This window comes from Prevotella sp. ICM33, assembly GCF_000517825.1.
GTDB classification, from domain to species: Bacteria; Bacteroidota; Bacteroidia; order Bacteroidales; family Bacteroidaceae; genus Prevotella; species Prevotella melaninogenica.
This window is the reverse complement of record NZ_JACD01000087.1, coordinates 1-17,280: the sequence shown is the minus strand read 5'-3', so window position 1 is coordinate 17,280 and position 17,280 is coordinate 1. Positions and strand designations below refer to the sequence as shown.

Sequence of the window (17,280 nt, the reverse complement as noted above, 5' to 3'; positions counted from 1 at the left end):
GAATTTATTTTGGGTTACTCTTCTCCTCAGCAAGCTGAAGGAGATATTTACCATAGTTGTTCTTAATCATTGGTTGTGCTTCTTCTCGAAGCTTTTCTGTGGTTATCCAGCCTTTTTTGTATGCTATTTCTTCCAAGCATGCAACCTTAAGTCCTTGTCGTTTCTCGATACATTCAATGAAAGTACTTGCCTCCGACAAACTGTCATGTGTACCAGTGTCAAGCCATGCAAAACCACGTTGTAGAGTCTGTACCATTAAATTATCTTCTTTAAGATAGCACTGATTGACAGTTGTAATCTCTAACTCTCCTCGTGGAGATGGTTTAATATTCTTCGCAATCTCAACAACACTATTAGGGTAGAAGTAAAGTCCTACAACAGCGTAGTTACTCTTTGGATGTTCGGGCTTTTCTTCTATGCTAAGACATTTTCCAGTTTTATCAAACTCAGCAACACCATATCTCTCAGGATCATTTACATAATAGCCAAATACTGTAGCTTTGTTCTCTTTTTCAGCCATTTGTACGCTATTTTGTAATAATGAACTGAAGCCTGCTCCATAGAAAATATTATCTCCCAAAACCAAGCAAACAGAATCATTGCCAATAAACTTCTCGCCTATGATAAATGCTTGTGCAAGGCCATCTGGTGAAGGTTGTTCTGCGTATTCAAAGCGTACTCCAAAGCTACTTCCATCTCCTAAAAGACGTTTAAAGCCTGGTAAGTCAAATGGGGTAGAGATGATTAGAATCTCTTTAATTCCAGCCAGCATCAAAACTGATACTGGATAGTAAATCATTGGTTTATCGTAAATTGGTATAAGCTGCTTGCTTATTCCTTTTGTGATAGGGTAGAGGCGTGTGCCTGAACCGCCAGCGAGAACTATTCCTTTCATAATAGTATGGTTTGATATCTGTTTTAAATTAGTAGTTATTGTTTATCTTTATATGCTTTAACGCTAAATACCTATAGTCGTATCCTACCATATGTGCTTTAAGTGCAAATATGGGTGGTAATAGGGCTGTACTCAATATGAACAAGTCATTGAGGACAACCAATCCTTTCGTTAAGTATTTGTCGTTACACGCTTTCATTTGCAATATTGCTATCTTGATTGCAAAGGTAATAAATTTAATTTAATTAAAAGCTGTGAAAATGAGAAATCATTTACTTAATAGGTGAATTTCATGTTTTTTTATTAACTTTGCAATCGAGTAAAAATTAAAAGTTCATCTTAATAACTTTAAAACTTTAAACAAAAGATATGGGATTCTTATCAAAACTCTTTGGGAAGAATGATGCTACACAGTCAAAGACTGGTGGTATGGAGGACTATATGACACTTGTTCGAGTTTATTTTCAAGCAGTGCTTGCAACTCGTTTGGGTATCAATAATTTAGCAATGCTTCCAGATTTACGTACCTACAAGCAGACTTTTCGTGTCCCTACGTTGAATAATAAGTTGGGACCTGGCGAAAAAGCAAGTGTGCGAAAGACTATGAAAAATATTTATAATGTTGATGATAACTTCTTTGATGAAATAGATGCAAGCATTAAAAAGAATTGTAAGAAGATGCAGGATATCCAGCCTTATCTTTATCAGTTCCAAGGTTTCACACAAGATTTGATGATGCTTGTGGGTAATTTGATGAAGTTTAAGTTGCGGGTTCCTGGCTTTTTCAAGAAAGCTATCTATACGATGACGGAGAAGACTGTAAATGATATATACGATAAGAATAGTTTCTCTGATCCAGGTGTTATTAAGGCTGTTATGTCAGTTCGCCAATATAATCAGCGTCTTGGATTTAGTCGTAAATGGACTACAGACTTCGTTTATCAAGTAGTTTCACTTGCTAAGAAGGAACCTAAACCTGCAGAAGAGGCAGAGTCAAAATAATTAAGCATATATTTGCTTAAATAGAAACTTTAATGTAATTTTGTAGCCAAAACGAATAGATTAGCTATGAATGCAAATGAGAAGATTCTGAATACGTTTGCGACGCGTGTTCGTCAGATGATTCTTCAGTATGAAGCACTGAAGAAGGAAAATGACGAGTTATATGCGCTTGTCGACCAACGTGAACAGGAGATAAAGCAACTGCAGGGTGAGTTATCTCAAGCAGAAGCTGATTATAACTCGTTGAAGATGGCTAAAATGCTTGAAGTTACGGATGGTGATATGGAAACTGCACAAAAGCGTGTTGCCAAACTTATCCGAGATGTAAATAAGTGTATTACACTTCTAAGTGAGAAATAAAACAGAATATAATGGCAGACGATAAGTTACATATAAGATTGCATGTCTATGATGCAGAACTCTCCGTAAACGTTCCACGAGAGGATGAGGAGTATTATCGTTCGGCAGCCAAGCTTATTACCGACACAATTAATACTTATTCAACTCTTTTTAAGGGTAAGAAGGGGGGTAAGGATATTATATATATGGCTATGTTGGATATTGCATTGCGATATAAGAAAGAAGGTGTACGTAATGATACTGCTCCATTCAATGATATTCTCAGTAAACTCACTTCAGAAATTGAAGATGCACTGAAGTAATAGTGAGAATATTTAATTTAAATCATAAAAAGAATCAATGAGTCCAATAGTAACAGTTATAATAGCTGTGGTATGCCTTTCAGCAGGATGTGCTGGTGGATTTGCTATTTTCCGTTATATCTTAACTGGAAAATACAAAGATACAATGGATAAAGCAGAGAAAGCTGCAGAGGTAATTAAAGAAAAGAAACTTCTTGAAGTTAAGGAGAAGTTTCTTAATAAGAAAAGTGAACTCGAGAAAGAGGTTCAACAGCGCACATTGAAGATTCAGCAGGGTGAGAATCGCTTGAAGCAGCGTGAGGTTGCATTGAATCAACGTCAAGAAGAGATTAATCGTCGTAAGCAGGATGTTGATCAGCAGCAGCAGCGTGTTGATAATGAGAAGAAGCTACTGCAGATTAAGCAGCAGGATCTTGAGAAGATGCAGGAGCAGGAGCGAATGAAACTCGAGGAACTCTCTGGTCTTAGTTCTGAAGAAGCTAAGAAGCGTTTGATTGAAAGCTTGAAGGATCAAGCAAAGCTTGACGCTGCCTCATATATTAATGAGATTGTTGATGAAGCAAAGCTTAATGCTAATCAGCAGGCTAAGAGAATAGTCATCCAGACCATCCAGCGTGTTGCAACCGAAACAGCTATTGAGAATTCAGTAAGTGTTTTCCATATTGATAGTGATGAGGTGAAGGGACGTATTATTGGTCGTGAAGGTCGTAATATCCGCGCTTTGGAGGCTGCAACAGGTGTTGAGATTGTTGTTGATGATACTCCAGAAGCTATTGTTATTTCAGCTTTTGATCCTGTTCGTCGTGAGATTTGTCGTTTGGCACTTCATCAGCTTGTTGCTGATGGACGAATTCACCCAGCACGTATCGAAGAAGTTGTTGCTAAGGTTAAGAAACAGCTTGATAATGAGATCATTGAAACAGGTAAGCGTACAGCTATTGACCTTGGAATTCATGGTCTTCATCCAGAGTTGATTCGTATTGTTGGTAAGATGAAATATCGTTCTTCATATGGTCAGAACCTTTTGCAGCATGCCCGTGAAACAGCAAATCTTTGTGCTGTTATGGCAAGTGAGTTAGGTTTGAATCCAAAGAAGGCAAAGCGTGCAGGCTTATTGCATGATATCGGTAAGGTACCAGACGAAGAGACTGATTTACCACATGCTCTTTATGGAGGTAAGATTGCTGAGAAGTATAAGGAGAAACCAGATATTTGCAATGCCATTGCAGCTCACCACGATGAGGTTGAGATGACTACACTTCTTGCACCAATCGTTCAGGTATGTGATGCCATCTCTGGTGCTCGTCCAGGTGCTCGTCGTGAGATTGTGGAAGCTTATATCAAGCGTCTGAACGATCTTGAAGCGATTGCAATGAGTTATCCAGGTGTAACAAAGACTTATGCTATTCAGGCTGGTCGCGAACTCCGTGTAATCGTTGGTGCTGATAAGATGGATGATGCAGAAAGCGAGAAGCTCAGTTCTGAGATTGCAGAGAAGATACAGAATGAAATGACCTATCCAGGACAGGTTAAGATTACGGTTATTCGTGAGATTCGTTCTGTTGCTTATGCAAAGTAAAGTTTGATTTTATTTGAATTATTATAGAAAGCACTCCTATATGGGGTGCTTTTTAATTTTGCAAGTTCATTAGTAATTCTGATATATGTCAGTAATATATATGAATAGAGAAAGCCCTCGTAATTCATGAAGTTATTTCCACGAATTGTCGAGGGCTTTAATTTTATTCTATCTATTTTGTTAGCAGCCAGAACCATCAAGTCGGCAAGAAGCTGCTGCAGGGGCATCGTTAAGGTTGATACCTGCTTCTTCAGGTGACAGTGTTACTGTACCATCTTCAAGTACAAAACAAGGTACGCCAGCATAGCCGTGCTTCTTTGCCTCGTCAAATACAGCGTTGTTATCACGAAGACGAAGGAATTCCTTCAAATACTTAATATGTGAACCAATTTCAATTACCTCGTAACGGTTGTCACCTTCTACGTGCTTGTCAACTGCAATACAGTCTGGACAAGTATTCATTCCATATATTTTAATCATAATCAAATGTTTTTAGATTCAACTCTAAAGTTTATTATGTTTTTTACCTCAATTTTTCACTGTCTTAGTGATTACAAATCTTAGTTGTATCAACAGTGAATCCCCCTTTAGCAGGCATAAATTTACCACGTTCTGTCAAGAAATCTACTAATTCCTCAGCGTTCATTCCGTCTACAGAACAAGTATGAAAACGCTCCTCTTCACCGAAGTGCTCTATAATTGCCTTTACTAAATCTTCTTTTGTTTCATAACTATTACCCTCCATCATATGGAGTACATCATGTCCATGTGCCATATTTTATTCTATTTTGTTAATAAATTCGTGCATTGAATCATTCTTTGCACAATCTTATATAAGCAAAAGATGTGCCATGTGTTAAATTAACTAATTTTAATTGCTTAAAAGTGATAATATGACATAATTTAATTACTTTTGTCTTTGCTGACAGATATTATTGGTAAAATGTCAGTCACAGTTGATGTAAAAACTACTTAAGTGACTCTTTCATATTCACTTAGAGAAGTATAGTGTTTATAAAAATATTTGATAGTAATTATTTTATGATGAAGAAACTTTTGCTTGCTTTTGCAGCTACAATGTTGTTGTTGTCTTCATGTGGTACTTCTAAAATGGGGGTGGAGAAATCTAATATTGTAAGTTATACAGAAGCTCGTAATTATTTTCATATTGGTAATGAGACCAAACCGATAATAAAGAAGATTACCTCACAGGAGACTCTTGTAAAAGAGTTTGGTGAGGCAGCTTTTATGGGTAAGGGCGGTGAACCAACCAAGATTGATTTTAATAAGAACTTTGCAATTGCTTATATTCTCCCGCAAACAAATCGGAAGACAGACTTGGCACCTCTTTCATTGACTTTAAAGAAGAAGCATCTTGAATTGCAATACAAGTTAGAACAAGGAAAGGCACAAACCTACTTTACACAACCATTTTTCATTATCGTCGTTGATAAGAAATATGTTGATTATAATATTGTAGAAATTAAAGGTTGGGATTAGTAGTAGTGTCTAATGGAAGCAGCATGTTTTAACCAAAAATCAAGGTTTATCTGCTTCTGAATCTTATAATAATAAATAAGGACAACTTAAGAAAGCTGTCCTTATTTTTATATCTAATAACCGGTGAGCGGAATACGGGAATCGAACCCGCCTCCCAGGCTTGGGAAGCCCGTGCACTACCGATGTGCTAATTCCGCAAATGGAGCCGATACCCGGACTCGAACCGGGGACCTACGCATTACGAATGCGTTGCTCTACCAACTGAGCCATATCGGCGGTATTGCGTTGCAAAGTTACATTAAAAAAAACAAACAGCCAAATTTTTGATTTATGTTTTTGTTATTAGTTTTGTAGTTAAGCGATATATATTTAGGTTATAAGGATAGTAAATTATATTATTAGTTTTTAAAGCCAAATCGCTTATTAGGTAACATACCATAGTAATAAGAACTATACATTTTGTGGCTAATGAACGATTTGGGTTAAATGCAGACTTTATTCTGGCTGAGACGGTTTTTTGTTGTTTATTGTTTTATAATTTATGTGTTTTTCAGTTGTGATTTATGGTATTTCGTTTTGACTTTTTCATTATTATTGATAACTTTGTATTCGATAATATATGGTATGATATTTATCTAATTGAGAATAGGCGTAAAGCTATTCAAATGCCTGTTCATGATTGATGTAATAGATCATAATGTAGAAACCTAATTCATTATAACCTTATGAAAAAAATTATCACGCTCTTGTTCTTGGCTGTCACACTAACTGCTGCAGCACAGGATTTTAATCATTACTTTGAGGATGCAACACTTCGTCTTGATTACATTTTTTCAGGTAATGCTAAGCATCAGGCCATTGCTGTAGACGAGTTGTCACGCATACCACGATGGTATGGTAAGCATGAACGATTGGCTGAGGTGCCTGTCGAAGGAAATGGTCAAGTTATTGTTCGTGACCATCGTACACAAAAGGTTATTTATCGAAATTCATTCTCAACACTTTTTCAGGAATGGTTAACGTATGATGAGGCAAAGAAACCTTCTGGTAAAGCATTTGAAAATGTCTTTCTCGTTCCTTTCCCAAAGGATTCTGTAGATATAACAGTTGAACTAAGGAACAACCGTCGTGAGGTAACAGTATCTATGAGTCATACTGTTAATCCAAAGGATATTCTCATTCGTCATATTGGTGAACGTTCTGTAACACCTTACGAAACATTACAGAAGGCTGCAGACACGACACGTTGTATTCACATTGCTTATGTTGCAGAGGGATATACAGAGGCGGAGATGGCAAACTTTATAGAAGATTGTCGTACTGCTAATGAAGCCCTTTTTGCACATGAGCCATTTAAATCACTACGTCAACGCTTTAATGTTGTAGCTGTTAAGTCACCATCTATGGAGAGTGGTACGTCTGAACCATCAAAGGGTATTTGGAAAAATACAGCCCTTCACTCGCATTTTGATACATTCTACAGTGACCGTTATCTGACAACATTACATCTAAAGGATTTACATGACTGGTTGGCTGGTACACCTTATGAGCATATCATCGTACTTGTAAATACAGAGAAGTATGGCGGCGGTGGTATTCTGAACTCTTATAACCTTTCAATGGTGCGTAATCCTTATTTCAAGCCAGTTGTTGTACATGAGTTTGGACATTCCTTTGCAGGTCTGGGTGATGAATATGCATACGAAAAGGAGCAGATTAATATGTATCCAACCGACGTAGAACCTTGGGAGCCAAACCTTACAACTTTAGTTGACTTCCATGGAAAATGGGAGAATCTTATTAACAAGAAGACGCCTATTCCAACTCCTCAGCCAGCTGACCTTGATAAACCCAATGCGCGTTATGATAAGTGGAAGGTGGGCGTTTATGAACCTGCAGGCTATTCTCAGCATGGTGTTTATCGCGCATACCCAGACTGTCGTATGCGTACAAATATGCACCCTGAATTCTGTCCTGCTTGCAATTTAGGACTTACAAAACTTATCAAGTTCTATACGGGAGAGTAGGAGAATGTCAGTTTAGTTTACATTCCATTGAATTGGATTGTATTAATGAACTCATAAAAACGGCTTGTGTATTACTTCAGTATTGTTCTGAGAATACATAAGCCGTTTGATATGTAAGAAGTTGCTTACATCGTGTATTGTGGTTAGCGCTTAGCACCATTGGTGTTTACCAACAGCACAATGTGTGCTGAGCATCAACACGATGTGTGTTGAGCAATACTACAATGATTGAAGATGGGAATTTAGGGAATATTATACCCGTTTTATTGAATATTGTAAATTGCTAATGGATAATGTGGGGTATTGGAAAACACTAATTTCGTTATATGGTAATTTTACGAATAGAGGTGTACCAAATGATTGGCACACCTCTATTGTATAATATCTTTTATAAATCTTGTGTTTAGTAAGCGAAGAGAGGATAATCTTTCATCGTCTCATTCACTTTCTCACGTACACGCTTGATAACCTGCTCGTTCTCTGGGTCTGACAATACCTCATCAATAAGGTCAGCACAGAGTAACATCATATCTTCCTTACAGCCACGTGTTGTCATTGCAGCTGTTCCAAGGCGTAAACCGCTGGTCTGGAACGCAGAACGCTCATCGTATGGTACCTTATTCTTATTGGCGGTGATGTCAGCAGCAACAAGTGCATTCTCAGCAACCTTACCAGTAAGGTCTGGATACTTCTGACGTAGGTCGAGCAGCATAGAATGGTTGTCTGTGCCACCGCTAACAATGCTGAAGCCTTTCTCAACAAGTGCCTGAGCAAGAACAGAAGCATTCTTCTTCACCTGTGTTGCATATTCCTTCCAGCTTGGTAGGAGGTTCTCACCAAAGCCAACAGCTTTAGCTGCAATAACATGTTCCAATGGACCACCCTGGTTACCTGGGAATACAGCAGAATTGAAGAGCATAGACATTGGTTTCAAATCACCCTTCTTGTTTGTTAAGCCCCAAGGATTATCGAAGTCCTTACCCATAAGGATAATACCGCCACGAGGACCACGGAGTGTCTTATGAGTTGTTGTGGTAACAATATGAGCATATTTTACAGGGTTATCGAGCAAACCTGCAGCAATAAGACCAGCAGGATGAGCCATGTCAACCATTAACAAAGCACCTACCTCGTCAGCAATCTTGCGCATGCGCTTATAATCCCACTCACGGCTGTAAGCAGAACCACCACCGATGATAAGCTTTGGCTTGTGCTCACGTGCGAGACGCTCCATCTCGTCATAGTCAACACGACCAGTCTCACGGTTCAATGTATAACCAACATGGTTATAAAGGATACCAGATGTGTTTACTTCACTACCATGAGAGAGATGACCGCCTTGGTCAAGGTCAAGTCCCATAAATGTGTCGCCTGGTTTCAGCACGGCAAGCAACACAGCTTGGTTAGCCTGCGCACCAGAGTGAGGCTGCACATTGGCATATTCAGCACCAAAGAGTTGCTTTACGCGCTCAATGGCCAGTGTTTCAACTTGGTCAACCACTTGACAACCACCATAATAGCGTTTGCCTGGGTAACCTTCAGCATACTTGTTTGTTAGGTAAGATCCCATGGCTTGCATAACTTCGTCACTGACGAAATTCTCTGATGCAATCAGCTCCATACCTTTGAGCTGGCGTTTGTGTTCCATCTCAATAAGGTCAAAAATTTCTTGGTCTCTTCTCATGTGTATTGAATGTTTATGGGGAATCATTTTCTGTAAATGACCCCCTGGTTAGTGATACGCTGCAAATATACGAATTAATGTTCTAACTTGCAAGTGTATCAAAAAAATAATGTAACTTTGCATTTATAATGGTTCGTCTGCATCATTGCAATGGTGTGTCGAAAGTATTAATTGATAATATATTACAAGATTATCTATGAAGCTAAAAGAGTTATTCCAAGCTTACGAGTTTGATGAAATTTATCCACAGATAGGACTTATGTTTCCTAAAGGTCGCCATTTGCGTGTGCAGTTTGGTAATGCATACAATTTATTGTTAACGCTTAATCCTGTTGCATCAAAGAAGCAGATTCGTTATCAGTTAATGGAAGATCCAGATACTAACGAGATGTTCTATGGAGCAGATGACCATGACTTTAATGGTCCGTGGGAAGTTCTTCTTGGTAAGGAAGTTAAGAAAGAACCTAAGGTTGATCTTACAAATGAAGAATTGGTTGCTAACTGTTTATTGAATACTGTTTTAATAGGTCGCCATCCTCGTTCATTTGAAAAGGATTATCAAGCTATTGTGAAGTAGAAGATAGTTGATAATTTGATAAGTAAACGAGTGAACAAGTAAACGAGTTGACAAGTTGTTTGATAAGAAGGATTCAATCCCCTTTAATCATTTCAACTTGCCAACTCGTTTTATTAACCAACTAATTAGTCCTTTTAAATCTTATTATTAAGTAACTTGTTTACTTGCTAACTCGTCAACTAATTAACTATATTCTATCAAGCATCTTGTTAACTTGTAAACTCGTTAACTAATTAACTATATTCTATCAAGCAACTTGTTTACTCGTTAACTTGTCAACTCGTCAACTAATTAACTATTCTATCAAGCAACTTGTTTACTCGTCAACTCGTTTACTCGTCAACTGGTAAACTATCAACCCTACCCTCTAATCATTGTTATAATCATCTTGAATCGCTCAGGTGCGTTCACAGAATGAGGTGCACCACTTGGAATGATGAAACTTTCGCCAGCACTAATCACGTGCTTTATGTTTTCAACGGTCAATTCCATTTTTCCATCAACAACCTGAATGAAAGCATCGAATGGTGCGGTATGCTCTGAAAGTCCTTGACCAGCATCGAAACTGAACAAAGTAACACTACCAGCATTACTGTGTACCAATTCTTTACTTACTACGCCACCTTCTGCATAATCAATCACACTGTTTGAAGTGAAAACAATTCCTTTTTCTACTTTAGCCATGTTGTATCTCCTTTATTTGATTTATAATATTTTGTTTTATTTCTCTATATTAAATGCTACAAAGTTGATGCCAAGTTAGAAAGTGGGAACAAATGTTACTATTAAAGTTGTTTATGGTGCGTTGTAGGTAGATATAATGGTAACTTATTTGGTCCATCTCATTTTTTGAATGGAGTATTGATAAGATTCTTAATTGTGTTTGACTCCTTCTTCTAAAGAATTTTAAAAGTACTGAGATAGATGATGCACTTTACAACTGAGTACTGATAATAAGATGTTTTTCCTTAAAACTAATTTTGCTGTCACTTCTGTCATTCAAGGTCTTTGGCTAACAACTTAGTTTACAGTATAGTTACGGAAAGTGTTAAAAGTGACAGCAAATTAAAAATAAACTTATTCTTGTAGGAAGTATAGTAATATCTCTTGTTAGAGAGCCTTTGTTACTACATATATCTAAAGAATTACTTATTTTTCCTTTACCTTAATATTTCTTTTCAGACCCTCGTATTTAACTCGCTTAACAGCAGATCCTTTAAATAACCGTTGATAATCTTCAACTGTTAGATTGTGCCACTTCTCTTTGCTCATGCTGAGAAGCTCAGGCTTAGGTTGGAGAGCTGGTTCTGTATTAGGTGTTGCAAAGCGATTCCAAGGGCATGCAGTTTGGCATCGATCACAGCCATATATTGTATCACCCATGTGGCTTTTTGCTTCGTCAGTTAGTTCTCCACGATTTTCAATCAGTTGATATGAAAGACATCGTTCGGCATGGAAATCTTCATCAGGGATGATTGCACGAGTAGGGCAGGCATCAATACAACGATGGCAACTTCCACATCGGTTTGACATCGCTTCATCGTATACATCAACATCAAAAGGTAAGAAAATCTCACCCAAAAAGAACATAGAACCTGCATGAGGAATGATGAGCTGATGATTGCGTCCTACCCATCCAAGTCCTGCCTTCTGTGCCCAATAACGTTCAAGGACAGGAGCAGTATCACAGAAGCAACGTACTGAGGATTCTTCGCCTTCTTCTTGTTTGGGGAGTTGCCACCGTTCTGTTATCTTTATCGCTAATTCCCTCATCTTTTGCTTCATTAGGTCATGATAATCTAAACCAAGTGCATATGCTGCTATTTGATACTCGCCTTTAGGTAGCTGTTGAGCTGGAGTATAGTTGAGAGCAAGTGAAACGATACTCCGTACACCAGGAACGAGAAGCCGTGGGTCAAGTCGTTTCTCTAAGTAATTTGTCATATATGCCATTGAAGCTTCTTCACCATTCTCCAGCCATTTACGATATTTCAGTGCTACAGCTTCATCAACAGGTGCTGCCTTTGCTATACCACAAGCAAAGAATCCCATGGAGTGTGCTAAAGATTTTATTGTTGATGATTGAACGACAATTGAATCTTCCTTATTTATGTTAGGGCTTAAAGCATCTATTGATGACATATAATTAGATTAAATTTCCTTATAGAAAGGGGGTAATTAGATGATAGTTAAAGGAGAAACATAAACTACTACCACAATATTTTTATTTTTTATACCATAGAGGTATGGGTGATTAAAATGTTTCGGCAGGGTCATCAGGGAAGACTTTAAACTCATAACCTTGGTTTTTAAGCCATTGCAATGATTCTGGGAGTGCTGTACGAAGCTTATCAATACTTTTGAGAGAGTCATGAAATGTGATGATAGAACCATTACGAGCATATCGCTTTACATTGTTTACAACATCTGCAGCTGATAACCATTTAGAATAATCACGTGTTACAAGGTCCCACATAACAACACGATAATTTTGTTTTACCCACCAATATACTGTATGGCGTAACCATCCGTGTGGTGGACGGAAATAAGGAGTATTGAGAAGCGCATCTGCCTTAGTAACATCTACAGCATAGGTTAGTGTCCAGTGTTTGAAAGAACCAAGATGATGATAAGTATGATTTCCTACTTTATGTCCACGACGTATTACTTCCTCATAGATTTCTGGATGTTTTCTTACATTGTCAGCAACCATGAAGAACATTGCCTTTGCATTGAATTGGTCAAGTATGTCGAGAATAAATGGTGTTGCTTCGGGTATTGGTCCATCATCAAATGTGAGATAAACGGAGTGATCGTTCTTGTCCATACGCCAAAGAGCGTGTGGATAAAAGATACGTAGCCAGCGTGCAGGTTGTTCTATTAGCATATTATTTAATACATCCCTAAACTCTTTTCTCAATGACTGAGAAAGAATTTGTACTTTAATATTATTATCGTCTATTCAACTAAGATCCTGTTTGTGTAGAGCTAAGAGCGGATAGTGTAAAGCAAAAAGCCAGAGTTTGGCTGTCTTTAAGGACAACCAGATTCTGGCTTTTAGTTTTGAATCTCTTTAATAGGATTATAGTAATCCTACATCAATGCACCACCTCTATTTTTGAATCTTACAAAAAGATTGTCAAGCTGGGCTGCATGTTTGTTTGCCCATTCACGATCAGCTTGCTCATTCTCGTTAACAAGATTCATCATAATCTGGAAATTCATCTTACATGAACTCTGAGACATATTAAAGAGACGAGGATTAAGACTCAAATAGTAGTTTACATACTGAAGTGAAATCTTCCACAAATCATCATACATCTGGCGTGCCTTTACTTTCTGACCAAGTAATGCGTATGCACGTGCCATATCTGATGAACCACTCATGTAGCTAATTGGCACGTTATAGCTTGGTATTTCCTTCTCAGCCTTCTGTAATACTTTCAACGCTTTAGCCTTCTCACCCTTTGCAATGAGGTGAAGTGCAAGGTCAGCCATCTCACGACGATGTGTATAGCACATACGAGCTACAGTTTCATCGATGTAAAGTCCTGGCTTGCTAAGACCACCCCATTTGAAGCGATTCATCATGACATCATAAGTCTTCTCAGTATCGAAGTTACGCATATTGATGCCAGTAGAATTTGCATTGTCCATTGTAGAGAATGGAGTGATACGATTTACGAGACCTTCTTGAATGAAGTTTTCACCTAAGTTCATAAAGTTCTCAGCTCCAACGGTTACAGCTACATAGAGAGGACGTGTCCAGTTACAGTTAGCAATCATCTCAAGCATCATCAAGTCATTCTTGTATAAAGCTTGTTTTCCTGCCAATGAGATAACCATTCGATCTGGAATAGAATCACCTGGACGCATCATACCACTGCGACGAACAGCCTCCTTATCGATAGTCATGTAGATGGTATCAGTAGGGATAACATGGCTGTCAGCATTCTTTGAGCGTACCCAATACTTGAGAATATTCTTTAATTCAAATGGGTCGTCACCAAATTGTGCCTTTGCTGAAACAGGATCCTGCTTATAGAACTCTCGTATTTGTTCCTTGAATTCTGGTTGAATCTGTACATATTCATTTGTTCCACTTACATAATCAAGGCGTGGCCATGAGATAGGTACACTTGGTGAGTTGTATGCTGGACGGCGCATCTGATCGATGTACCAGTCTGTCTGCAGATAAGAAAGGTTACAAACACGTGTATCTGTACGTACTCCCTCAACCTCTTGGTTATACCAAAGTGGGAAGGTATCGTTGTCACCATTCGTAAAGATAATAGGATTACCCTTCTGTTGTAATGAATTAAGATAGTTCTGACCAAAGTCACGGCAAGTATATCGACCTGAACGATCGTGGTCATCCCATGTCTGTGATGCCATCTGGATAGGAACAAGCAGACAAACAAGTGAGATGACAGAGGCTGATAATACTGGTGCAACCTTGAGTTTACGTGCCCAGTCGTAGAGTGCCAATACTCCTAATCCACACCAGATAGCGTATGCATAGAATGAAGCAGCATAAGCATAGTCACGTTCACGTGGCTGACTTGGTGTCTGATTCAGGTAGATAACAATGGCAAGACCAGTCATAAAGAACAAGAAGAATACGACCCAGAACTGTTGTATACCACGTTTTCCACGCCATGCCTGCCAGAAAAGACCGATTAATCCGAGCAATAATGGTAGACAATAGAAGACGTTGTGTCCTTTATTTGCTTTCAACTCATCTGGTAACAAGTTTTGGTCACCATAAAGTGAATTGTCAATGAATGATATACCTGTAATCCAGTTACCATGTTCTGGTTCACCATTACCTTGAATATCGTTCTGTCGTCCTGCAAAGTTCCACATGAAGTAACGCCAGTACATGAAGTTACACTGGTAAGAAAGGAAGAATTTTAAGTTTTCCCATTGTGTAGGCATCTTTACGCCATCAACATCATGTCCAGTAATACCACCCATCCACTGTTCGTATAGACCAGCAGAACCAGGGTTGTACATACGTGGGAATAACATATTCTGTTCAAAAACCTGTGTTGCTTTATGACGGACAATGAAGTAAGAGTCTTTCTCGTCTTTAGACGCTTTCTCCTTACGCTCATAGACCGGAGCACCTTCATCAAACTTATAGTGCATACCGTCTTCTGCAACTGCAGGTTGACTTGAGTATGCCTGTCCGTAGAGTAATGGACGGTCACCATACTGGTCACGACTCAGATAACTACCCAAAGTAAAGATATCCTCTGGTGAATTCTGGTCCATTGGTGGATTGGCTGTTGAGCGTATAACGATTACAGCATATGAAGAGTAGCCGATAAACAACATCAGCATACAAAGCAAAGCTGTATTCTTTATGCGTGAAGAAACAAGTGCAACACGCTGCTTCTTGCCATCTTTGCTAAATGGACGTTGCCACTGAAGCAGTACGTAAACGAGTGCAAGAACAACAAGTCCAGTAAAGAATGCTGCCCATCCATAGCCATAGAATGGAATACCAATCAGTCCCAGTGCTGCCAAGAATGCTATATTCTGACGGCGTGGGTTCTTATCCTGATATGTCTCATAGATGCCCCAAATGAAGGAAGCAATAAGTAAGGCAATATAAATAATGGTACCCGTGTTGAATGGCATGCCAAGTGTATTCGTGAAGAACAACTCAAACCATCCACCTACTGTGATAATACCTGGAACAACACCATACAGAACGGCTGCAACGAGGACTACTGAGAGGAGCAAAGCAAAGAGTGAACCCTTCAAGTTTGCATCTGGCACCTTCTTATAATAGTAAACCAGTGCAATGGCTGGAATACAAAGGAGGTTGAGTAGGTGCACACCAATTGACAGACCAGTCATATAGGTAATCAGTATCAACCAACGGTCAGAATGAGGTTTGTCTGCATTATCTTCCCATTTCAATATAAGCCAGAAAACAACAGCTGTAAACGCTGATGAATAGGCATATACCTCGCCCTCAACTGCTGAGAACCAGAAAGTGTCACTGAAAGTATAAATCAGTGCACCAACAAGGCCTGCACCTTCGATGGCGATAGTTTTTGCAAGTGAAGGAGCTTCACCATCACGCACAATCAGTCTACGTGAGAGGTGGGTAATGGTCCAGAAAAGGAACATGATACACGTTGCAGAAAGCAATGCGCTCATGGTGTTAACCATACGTGCTACCTCTGTTGGGTCGCTTGCAAAATGTGAGAAAAGATTGGCTGTAAGCATAAAGAATGGTGCCCCAGGAGGGTGTCCAATCTCCAGTTTATAGCCTGTTGTAATGAATTCGGGACAGTCCCAGAAACTGGCTGTCGGTTCAATTGTGGAACAGTAGACGAAGGCTGCAATAAAGAATGCAAGCCATCCGACGATGTTGTCCACCAGTCTGAATTGTTTCATTTATACGATTAGAATTTACTGTCTGCTCATCTTTCTCGGATAAGCAGAGATATTTATTTCGAAATAATCACTGCAAAGATAATAATATTAATCAAAACAACATAAAGAGAGTGGAGAAATTATAATAAAATGTGATGAAAAGAACATGACTAACGTTTGGAATTGACTTTATTTGCTTGGGTTAAAGCATAAAGGTAGGATTATGTAAATGTGTTTTTTGAAGTTTTACACTCGAATAGAAGGATTATTTTACACATCTTATTACAAGAGTATTTTTTATTTTAAGTTGCTGTCACTTTTAACATTTCATGTAATACCACTGTAAACTAATATGTTATATGATGATTTTGGATGACAGTAGTGACAGCAAAATTATTTTAGAGAAATACTTTGTTCTCTGAATACTGAAGTTGGGCGCATTAAAGTGCATTCGGTTAATATGGATATACCAATAAGTTTTAGGGAAACGTAAATGATTGTGTTTAAGAATGATGATTAAACTATTCGAAAGTTTGATATGAATATTCATTCTTTTTCATCTTGATATAACTTTGCATATAGAAACTTTAAAATACTTGTAGTGTTGCTTAGCACATATTGTGCTGTTGGTAAGCACCATTGGTGCGAAGTACTAACACCAATGGGATGGAGTACTTTTCACTTAGCTATAAGTTGTCAAATTGGACTGGAATGATAAAAAAAACAAAGGGTATGGTTGTCTTGCTGTCAAAGGATGCACGAAGTAGCAGTTTGTAGCCCAATACACATCTACCTCTTACATGATTGAAACCACGACTAATACCCTGCATTCTCACGCTATTCTCCCCAAGCATGGTGTCATCTATAATAAAAGGCGAGATAACAAGTGACCATTGCCAAACTTGTCAAAAAGATGAAATAAATCATCACTCATTCGAGTTTTAACACTCAAAAGTTTGGA

At 38.4% G+C, this 17,280-nt stretch carries 15 protein-coding genes, 2 tRNA genes and 1 pseudogene; 7 read left to right on the top strand and 11 right to left on the bottom strand.

All coding sequences use genetic code 11. The features are described 5' to 3' along the window. Nucleotides 1–4: 4 nt before the first annotated feature. The gene (rfbA, locus tag HMPREF1505_RS10920; protein WP_036861248.1) at nt 5–895 is read right to left on the bottom strand and encodes a glucose-1-phosphate thymidylyltransferase RfbA; all 891 of its coding nucleotides are present in this window, start codon (nt 893–895) and stop codon (nt 5–7) included. Between the two features lie 369 nt (nt 896–1,264). Here rfbA and HMPREF1505_RS10915 point away from each other — a divergent pair, with 369 nt between their 5' ends. The 4 genes from HMPREF1505_RS10915 to rny all read left to right on the top strand — a co-directional run bounded on the left by HMPREF1505_RS10915 (nt 1,265) and on the right by rny (nt 4,138). Then, complete coding sequence (locus tag HMPREF1505_RS10915; protein ID WP_004360860.1) at nt 1,265–1,897, top strand: hypothetical protein; 633 nt, start codon at nt 1,265–1,267, stop codon at nt 1,895–1,897. Between the two features lie 66 nt (nt 1,898–1,963). Further along, nucleotides 1,964–2,257: a hypothetical protein gene (locus HMPREF1505_RS10910; RefSeq protein ID WP_036861252.1), complete on the top strand. Its 294-nt coding sequence runs from the start codon at nt 1,964–1,966 to the stop codon at nt 2,255–2,257. An 11-nt stretch (nt 2,258–2,268) separates the two neighbouring features. Continuing rightward, nucleotides 2,269–2,559: a cell division protein ZapA gene (locus HMPREF1505_RS10905; protein WP_036925316.1), complete on the top strand. Its 291-nt coding sequence runs from the start codon at nt 2,269–2,271 to the stop codon at nt 2,557–2,559. A gap of 37 nt (nt 2,560–2,596) precedes the next feature. Next, nucleotides 2,597–4,138 (top strand): ribonuclease Y, encoded by a 1,542-nt coding sequence (gene rny / locus HMPREF1505_RS10900; protein WP_004360863.1) that lies wholly within the window; start codon nt 2,597–2,599, stop codon nt 4,136–4,138. 180 nt (nt 4,139–4,318) lie between these two features. On the opposite strand, the gene HMPREF1505_RS10895 is transcribed toward rny, so the two are convergent. Together HMPREF1505_RS10895 and HMPREF1505_RS10890 are read right to left on the bottom strand one after the other, a co-directional pair. Beyond that, on the bottom strand, nt 4,319–4,618 hold the full coding sequence (locus HMPREF1505_RS10895) for a hypothetical protein (protein WP_013264228.1): 300 nt from the start codon (nt 4,616–4,618) through the stop codon (nt 4,319–4,321). A 64-nt stretch (nt 4,619–4,682) separates the two neighbouring features. Continuing rightward, nucleotides 4,683–4,913 carry a YecH family metal-binding protein gene (locus HMPREF1505_RS10890; RefSeq protein ID WP_004360865.1) on the bottom strand — a complete coding sequence of 77 codons (231 nt, stop codon included), beginning with the start codon at nt 4,911–4,913 and terminating at the stop codon, nt 4,683–4,685. Nucleotides 4,914–5,179: 266 nt separating this feature from the next. Between HMPREF1505_RS10890 and HMPREF1505_RS10885 the strand changes: the two genes are divergently transcribed. Next, nucleotides 5,180–5,638 (top strand): hypothetical protein, encoded by a 459-nt coding sequence (locus tag HMPREF1505_RS10885; RefSeq protein ID WP_081722956.1) that lies wholly within the window; start codon nt 5,180–5,182, stop codon nt 5,636–5,638. A gap of 126 nt (nt 5,639–5,764) precedes the next feature. On the opposite strand, the gene HMPREF1505_RS10880 is transcribed toward HMPREF1505_RS10885, so the two are convergent. Next, a tRNA-Gly gene (locus tag HMPREF1505_RS10880) sits at nt 5,765–5,835 on the bottom strand. 3 nt (nt 5,836–5,838) lie between these two features. Beyond that, nucleotides 5,839–5,914 (bottom strand) — tRNA-Thr (locus tag HMPREF1505_RS10875). Nucleotides 5,915–6,363: 449 nt separating this feature from the next. Here HMPREF1505_RS10875 and HMPREF1505_RS10870 point away from each other — a divergent pair. Next, a complete protein-coding gene (locus HMPREF1505_RS10870; RefSeq protein ID WP_036925314.1) occupies nt 6,364–7,665 on the top strand; it encodes a M64 family metallopeptidase in 1,302 nt (433 codons plus the stop codon). 403 nt (nt 7,666–8,068) lie between these two features. Here the strand turns inward: HMPREF1505_RS10870 and glyA are convergent, their stop codons facing one another. Then, on the bottom strand, nt 8,069–9,349 hold the full coding sequence (gene glyA, locus HMPREF1505_RS10865) for a serine hydroxymethyltransferase (protein WP_036925313.1): 1,281 nt from the start codon (nt 9,347–9,349) through the stop codon (nt 8,069–8,071). Between the two features lie 196 nt (nt 9,350–9,545). On the opposite strand from glyA, the gene HMPREF1505_RS10860 reads away from it, so the two are divergent. Next, nucleotides 9,546–9,926, top strand: a complete 381-nt coding sequence (locus HMPREF1505_RS10860) for a hypothetical protein (RefSeq protein WP_013264595.1) — start codon at nt 9,546–9,548, stop codon at nt 9,924–9,926. 360 nt (nt 9,927–10,286) lie between these two features. On the opposite strand, the gene HMPREF1505_RS10855 is transcribed toward HMPREF1505_RS10860, so the two are convergent. The 5 genes and pseudogenes from HMPREF1505_RS10855 to HMPREF1505_RS13015 form a co-directional block, all read right to left on the bottom strand. Continuing rightward, nucleotides 10,287–10,610, bottom strand: coding sequence for a cupin domain-containing protein (locus tag HMPREF1505_RS10855; RefSeq protein WP_004360870.1), 324 nt, complete (start codon nt 10,608–10,610; stop codon nt 10,287–10,289). A 465-nt stretch (nt 10,611–11,075) separates the two neighbouring features. Next, entirely contained in the window at nt 11,076–12,068 is a 993-nt protein-coding gene (gene queG, locus HMPREF1505_RS10850) for a tRNA epoxyqueuosine(34) reductase QueG (protein WP_051412369.1), read from the bottom strand. A gap of 112 nt (nt 12,069–12,180) precedes the next feature. Then, the gene (locus HMPREF1505_RS10845; protein ID WP_036925311.1) at nt 12,181–12,813 is read right to left on the bottom strand and encodes a polysaccharide deacetylase family protein; all 633 of its coding nucleotides are present in this window, start codon (nt 12,811–12,813) and stop codon (nt 12,181–12,183) included. Nucleotides 12,814–13,019: 206 nt separating this feature from the next. Continuing rightward, nucleotides 13,020–16,340 (bottom strand): DUF2723 domain-containing protein, encoded by a 3,321-nt coding sequence (locus HMPREF1505_RS10840; protein ID WP_036925309.1) that lies wholly within the window; start codon nt 16,338–16,340, stop codon nt 13,020–13,022. 698 nt (nt 16,341–17,038) lie between these two features. Then, nucleotides 17,039–17,280 (bottom strand): annotated as a pseudogene (locus HMPREF1505_RS13015) (hypothetical protein); the annotation flags it as partial.